Below are 6298 nucleotides of genomic sequence, written 5' to 3' on the forward strand. Positions count from 1 at the left end.
ATGATTCTTCAGCTTGATTCGGAGGAAACCCATGAATCGTTTGTGGTATGTGATCCTTTCCCTCGTCGCTTCCCTCGCGCTCGTCGCGCCCGCGTGCTCCAAAGACTCCGGGTCAGCAGCAAAACCCGAATCCACAGCCAAGCAGGACGGCGCCCACGCACCGAGCAACTTCAAACCAGGCTCGCACGAAGATTGGTGCGGCGAGCACGCCGTCCCCGAATCGCAATGCTCGCGATGCAATCCCGAGCTGATTCCGGCATTCAAAGCCACGGGCGATTGGTGCGCCGAACACGGTTTGCCCGAATCGCAATGCTTGAAATGCAATCCGGACCTGAAAATCGTTCGACCCCCCAAGGGAAGCTGACGTGCGCCCGGTCATCGTCGCCGCCCTCGCAGCCCTTTTCGGGCTCGCGGGGTGCGACCGAACCCCGAAGGATTCATCCGCGGCCCCGGCAAGCTCTGCCCAGAAAGCTCCCGATTCCGAAAACAAACGCTGCGAGCATGGAGTGCTCGGTGTGGTTTGTCCGAAATGCCATCCGAAACTCGAAGCGGTGTTTCGAGCCAAAGGGGATTGGTGCGCCGAACACGGATTGCCCGAATCCATTTGTCCCACGTGCCACCCCGAACGCGGAGGCATTCCCGCAGCGAACGTGAGTGGAAACGATGCGCCCGCAAAAACATCCAATGGCGAAGCCCCAGCCGATAAAACAAAAGTCCGGCTCAAAACAGACGAAACAGCGCGGCTCGCAGGGATAGAAACCATCAACGCCGAAGCGCGTCCCAATACGGGCGGAGCTGTCGCCGTGGCGAGGCTCGTTTATGATGCCACGCGCCTCGCTCACATCAATGCGCGAGCGCCCGGCATCGTGCGCAGCCTGAAAGTCGACATTGGATCGCAGGTCAAAAAGAAGGACACGCTCGCCGTCATCGAAAGCGCCGCAGTCGGCGCGGATCGTTCCAAACTTCAAGCTGCACGAGCGCGCGCCACCATTGCGCAAAAGAATTACGAAAGACATGCGGCACTGCAAAAAGCGGGGCTGAGCGCCGACCAAGACGTGCTCGCGGCCGAACAGGAGCTCGCTGCGGCCAAAGCCGAGCAATCGGCGCTCGCGACGGGACTTTCCATCATTGGCGCGGGAGGCGGCGCAGGCGGCTCGTACACGCTCACCTCACCCATTGACGGCGTCGTGACGCAACGAGGCGCCACAGTGGGGAAACTCGTGGGCCTCGAAGAGCTCCTTTTCGAGGTCGTGGACACGTCGGCGATGTGGGCCGAGCTCGACGTGCCCGAATCCGAATTGTCGGTCGTTGCCGTGGGGCAATCCGTGACCGTCGAAATCGATGGGCTCGCGGGGCGCACGTTCAGCGGCAAAATCACTTACTTGAGTCCGCAGATCGATATCGCCACTCGAACCGTGCGAGCGCGCGTTCCGCTCGAAAATGAAGGCGGCGTCTTGCGCGCCAACATGTTCGGGCGCGGGCGCATTTTCGTCGGCGAAAGCCGCCAAAGCGTCATGGTGCCCGACGCAGCCGTGCAACGCGCCAAAGACGTGCACCTCGTATTCGTGCGACTTACGGCGAACGAATACGAAACGAGGCGCGTCGAGCTGGGCATTCGTGAAGGCAACCTCGTGGAAATACGCAAAGGCGTACGCCCCGGCGAGGCCGTCGTGACGACCGGTAGCTTCATGCTGAAGACCGAAACGTTGAAGGAGAGCATCGGCGCCGGCTGCTGCGACGCCGATTGAATGATATGCTGAGTCGTATCATCGTGTGGTCCTTGGGCCACCGCTTCATTGTCATTCTCGCGACGCTCTCGGTGGCCATTCTAGGCGCCATTTCTTTCCATCGGCTGCCCATCGACGCGTTCCCGGATACGACGCCGGTGCAGGTGCAAATCAATACCGTCGCTCCGGCGCTCTCGCCCGTCGAAATCGAACGGCAAATCACGGCGCCCATCGAGCAATCCATTTCGGGTTTGCCGGGGCTTCTGGAGGTGCGATCGTTATCGCGTTTCGGCTTGTCGCAGGTCACCGTCGTTTTCGAGGATGGAACGGACATTTATCTTGCGCGGCAGGTCGCCATGGAGCGGCTGCAAAGCGTTTCGCTGCCGCCCAATATCCATCGCCCGACACTTGGACCCGTCGCCACGGGGCTCGGAGAAGTTTTTCATTACATCGTTTCTGGCAAAGACAAAAGCCTCAGCGAGCTGCGAACGGCGCAGGATTGGATCATCGAGCCTCAGCTTCGATCGGTTCGAGGCGTCGCGGAAGTGAATGCTTGGGGCGGTGATGAAAGGCAATTGCACGTCGTCGTCGACCCGAGAAATCTCCAGCAACGGGGCCTCACGCTCTCCGAGCTTGCGGAAGCCATTGAAAACAACAACGCCAATGTGGGCGGTGGGAGCCTCGATCGAGCTGGCGAAGCGACGCTCGTTCAAGGAATCGCCGTGGCGACTCGGCCGAGCGATATCGAGGACATGGTCATTACGGCGCGCGAGGGTGTACCGATTCGCGTGCGTGATGTGGCGAAAGTGGTCGAAGGGCGGGAAATTCGCCGTGGAGCGGTCACGGCCGATGGCAAAGGCGAAGTGGTCCTGGGTCTGGGTTTCATGCTCATGGGTGAAAACAGCCATGACGTGACGAGCCGTTTGAAGGTGCGACTTGCCGAAATCAAAAAAACTTTACCTCCCGGCATCGAAGTCGAAGCCGTCTACGATCGCACCGAAATCGTGGATCTCGTCCTTCGAACGGTTCGCACGAACCTGCTCGAAGGCGGGATGCTGGTCATTGCGGTGCTTTTCGTGTTCCTCGGCAATTTGCGCGCAGGCATCGTGGTTGCACTGGCCATTCCACTATCGATGCTGTTCGCCTCGAACCTGATGCTGCGTTTTGGTATTGCGGGCAGCCTGATGAGCCTCGGTGCAATCGATTTCGGTCTCGTCGTCGATAGCTCCGTGATCATGGTCGAGAATGCGACGCGGCGGCTGGCGGAGAACGATGGCGAGCGATCCGCGACGGATGTCGTACGCGACGCGGCGCTCGAAGTGCGCAAACCGACGATGTTCGGCGAGCTCATCATCATGATTGTTTATTTGCCGATTCTTTTTCTCGAAGGCATCGAGGGGAAACTTTTTCGGCCGATGGCGCTGACGGTGATCTTTGCGCTCGCGGGATCGATGATATTGTCCCTCACGCTGATGCCGGTACTTGCGAGCTTTTTATTGCCTCGCCGGCGTGCCGAGCGCGATAACGTCTTGGTCCGGGGGCTTTTGCGAGGCTATCGTCACGTGCTGCATTTCGTCATCGGCCGTCGTCGGTTGGTGTTGACGTGTGCGGTGGCGCTTCTGGGTGGGGCGATTGCACTATCGACGCGGCTCGGATCGGAGTTCATTCCGCGTTTGAACGAAGGCGTCATCGTGGTCAATACGATTCGCTTGGCGGGTGTTTCGATCGACGAGTCGATTCGTTACGGGCTTCGGATCGAGAATACGTTGCGCGAAAAATTTCCCGATGAAATTGCGCGCGTTTGGACTCGCACGGGAACGGCCGAGGTTGCGACGGATCCAATGGGCATCGAGCTCTCCGACGTATTCGTGACGCTCACGCCGCGAGAAAACTGGAAACGAGGCAATACGCAAGACGACCTCGTGCGAGCGATGCAGGGCGAGCTCGAGAATTTGCCTGGCATGCGCATGGTATTCACGCAGCCCATCGAGATGCGGGTGAATGAAATGACCGCCGGCATTCGCTCGGACGTGGGGGTGAAGCTGTTCGGGGACGATTTCGACATTTTGAAGGAAAAGGCACGTGAGATCGAGGCGGTGTTGAAATCGATTCCGGGCGCGACCGATGTGGTGACCGAGCAAGTGACGGGACAGCCGCTGCTGCAGGTCGAGGTTGATCGTGCGGCGATTGCGCGGCATGGAATTCCGGCGCACGAGGTGCTGGATGTGGTCGCTTCGCTCGGTACGCGTGAAGTGGGTCAGATGCAGGAGGGTGAAAGGCGTTTTCCGATTGCGTTGCGGCTGGATGATCGATATCGGACCGATGTCGCGGCCGTCGGGAGCATTTTGATTACGGCGGCCAATGGGACGCAGATTCCGCTTTCGAGCGTCACGCGATTACGATTGGTCGAGAGCCCGTCCACGATCAACCGCGAGTGGGCGAGGCGTCGGATCGTGGTGCAAGCGAACGTGCGCGGGCGCGACGTCGGCTCGTTCGTGCGCGAAGCGAGCGCGCTCATTCGCGAAAAAGTCGTATTACCGTCGGGCCATTACGTGCGTTATGGTGGTCAATTCGAGCACCTCGAGCGGGCGCAGGAGCGGTTGTTCATCGTCGTGCCTGCGGCGCTTGCGTTGATATTCGCGCTTCTCTATTTCACGTACGGCCGCATTTTGGATGTGGCCCGCGTATTCACGGGCGTTCCGTTTGCGGCGATTGGGGGCATCGTGGCCTTGTGGTTCCGCGGAATGCCATTCAGCATTTCGGCCGGCGTTGGATTCGTAGCGCTTTCGGGCGTTTCGGTGCTCGCGGACATCGTGCTGGTGTCGACGGTTCGGCAGCTATTGGCGACGGGCATGCCTTTGCGTGAAGCGGTGGAGCAGGCGGCGGAGCGGCGGCTGCGACCGGTGCTGATGACGGCGCTCGTGGCGAGCCTCGGATTCGTGCCGATGGCGCTGAATACGGGTGTTGGCGCGGAAGTGCAGCGGCCATTGGCCACGGTGGTCATTGGTGGGGTGATTTCGTCGACGCTGCTGACGCTGCTGGTCTTGCCGGCGCTTTACGTGGCGTTTGGCGCGGGCAAACGGATGGAGCAACCACTCCTCACTTCCGCCGACGCGACCGCATCATCATCCTCGCAAGCGCAATCCCAATTGCAGCGATAATTCCCACGCCGCTCGGCATTGCGTCATTCGCATCCCCCACGCGGCACCCCGCGCACCCACTTTGAGGCGGCGTCGCGGGCGGCCCTGACGCGCCGCTTTCCGATGGAGTCGACGTCGCCACGCTCGTCGGCGTCGGCGCAGGCGTCGTATCGATTGGCGCCCCGTACATCGACGGCGCGGGCACCAGCGGCCCGCTGTCGATCTTCGTTTCATTGTCGTCGCGCGCAACCATCGCCACCCAAGTCAAAGCCGCCACGCTTTGCAATGCAAGCTTCTGCGCAGCTTCGGTGCCCTTGTGCGCCACGCCCGAAGGCGGCCCGCCCCACCTCCCACGACGCGGATTCGCACATGCAACAGGCCCCGTCCACGCATGCCTGATTGCATAACGCGCCTGAAAATTATTGATGCTGCTTTGCACCGCACCCGTTTCGAGCTTTCCGCCCTCTTGCAAGAATTCGCGCCCGCCGACGATGGGTGGTGCCGTGCGAAAAACCAAATCCTCCCCCAACCCTTCTTTGCCATAACGCATGTGAAGACGCGTCAATACGAATCCGCCTCCACCCACCGTCGCAGCATTGGCCGCCGCTAAAGAGCCATCGGAGGGCCTCCAGCAGGTGGCGGAGCCGGCGATATCGCCACTTGCGGCATTCAGCGCATCCATGCCGAGCGTCATCAGGTCATTGCCATCGAGCGTCGGGCCAGGACACGGGTCACACTCGCGTCCCACGCGTATTCGGTGATCACCGCACGCGGCTGCCTGGACAAGGTTCTATCGAAGAGCGCCGCGTAGAATGCGCCGAAATCATTGCGAACTTTGTCCTTCACGTCCAAATCTGTTGGAATCGCGACGTTCGGGTAATTCGCCGTTCGTACCGCTGTCCTTTGGCAAGAAATTGTACGATCAGTCCCGCGTTCCGCCGGAATTGACGAGCCCGAGGCGCACGGGCAATGCAAACGTTTCTGCTGTCGTAATGAAAACGCAAGGGCGAAAGCTGCGCCACATGCCGACCGGCTGACCGCACCTTTTCGTGTCGACCTTGGCCACGAAAAACTTGTTAACACCTTTGCACGTAGGGCCGAAGCAAAGGTTCGGATCCTGCCGGAATCTTTATTTTCCTGCTTGATTACGTATCGAGCCCCGCGGGAATCACGGGCGCTCAAAATGACTACTTCGTATTCGCCCACCGTGAATTGCGCTTCGATCTTAGACGCCAAGATCGGCCGCGCTCGCCCCTTCGCCTCGGGCCTGGGCTGACATGCGCCGCACGTGGTTTCATGGGCGGAGCATCGGCGGCCTGGCGCGCACGATCCTGCCCTTGGTGCGATTCGACGAGCCGCGGCGAGGCCAGTTTGTCGATCTTGTCGAACACGGCCGTCGGAAGCGCGTCTTGACATTTCGCTTGTTGCAAG

At 60.4% G+C, this 6298-nt stretch carries 4 protein-coding genes and 1 pseudogene; 3 read left to right on the forward strand and 2 right to left on the reverse strand.

Features of this window, described 5'->3' with window-relative positions; all coding sequences use genetic code 11:
• Nucleotides 1–166 precede the first annotated feature (166 nt).
• The 3 genes and pseudogenes from IPM54_35045 to IPM54_35055 all read left to right on the forward strand — a co-directional run bounded on the left by IPM54_35045 (nt 167) and on the right by IPM54_35055 (nt 4888).
• Nucleotides 167–364 (forward strand): annotated as a pseudogene (locus IPM54_35045) (hypothetical protein).
• Nucleotide 365: 1 nt separating this feature from the next.
• Nucleotides 366–1748, forward strand: a complete 1383-nt coding sequence (locus IPM54_35050) for an efflux RND transporter periplasmic adaptor subunit (GenBank protein MBK9264987.1) — start codon at nt 366–368, stop codon at nt 1746–1748.
• 5 nt (nt 1749–1753) lie between these two features.
• Nucleotides 1754–4888 carry an efflux RND transporter permease subunit gene (locus IPM54_35055; GenBank protein ID MBK9264988.1) on the forward strand — a complete coding sequence of 1045 codons (3135 nt, stop codon included), beginning with the start codon at nt 1754–1756 and terminating at the stop codon, nt 4886–4888.
• Here the strand turns inward: IPM54_35055 and IPM54_35060 are convergent.
• Complete coding sequence (locus IPM54_35060) at nt 4827–5615, reverse strand: hypothetical protein (GenBank protein MBK9264989.1); 789 nt, start codon at nt 5613–5615, stop codon at nt 4827–4829. The genes IPM54_35055 and IPM54_35060 overlap by 62 nt on opposite strands.
• A gap of 174 nt (nt 5616–5789) precedes the next feature.
• Complete coding sequence (locus tag IPM54_35065) at nt 5790–5933, reverse strand: hypothetical protein (protein MBK9264990.1); 144 nt, start codon at nt 5931–5933, stop codon at nt 5790–5792.
• Nucleotides 5934–6298 lie beyond the last annotated feature (365 nt).

Source organism: Polyangiaceae bacterium (assembly GCA_016715885.1).
GTDB lineage: Bacteria > Myxococcota_A > Polyangia > Polyangiales > Polyangiaceae > Polyangium.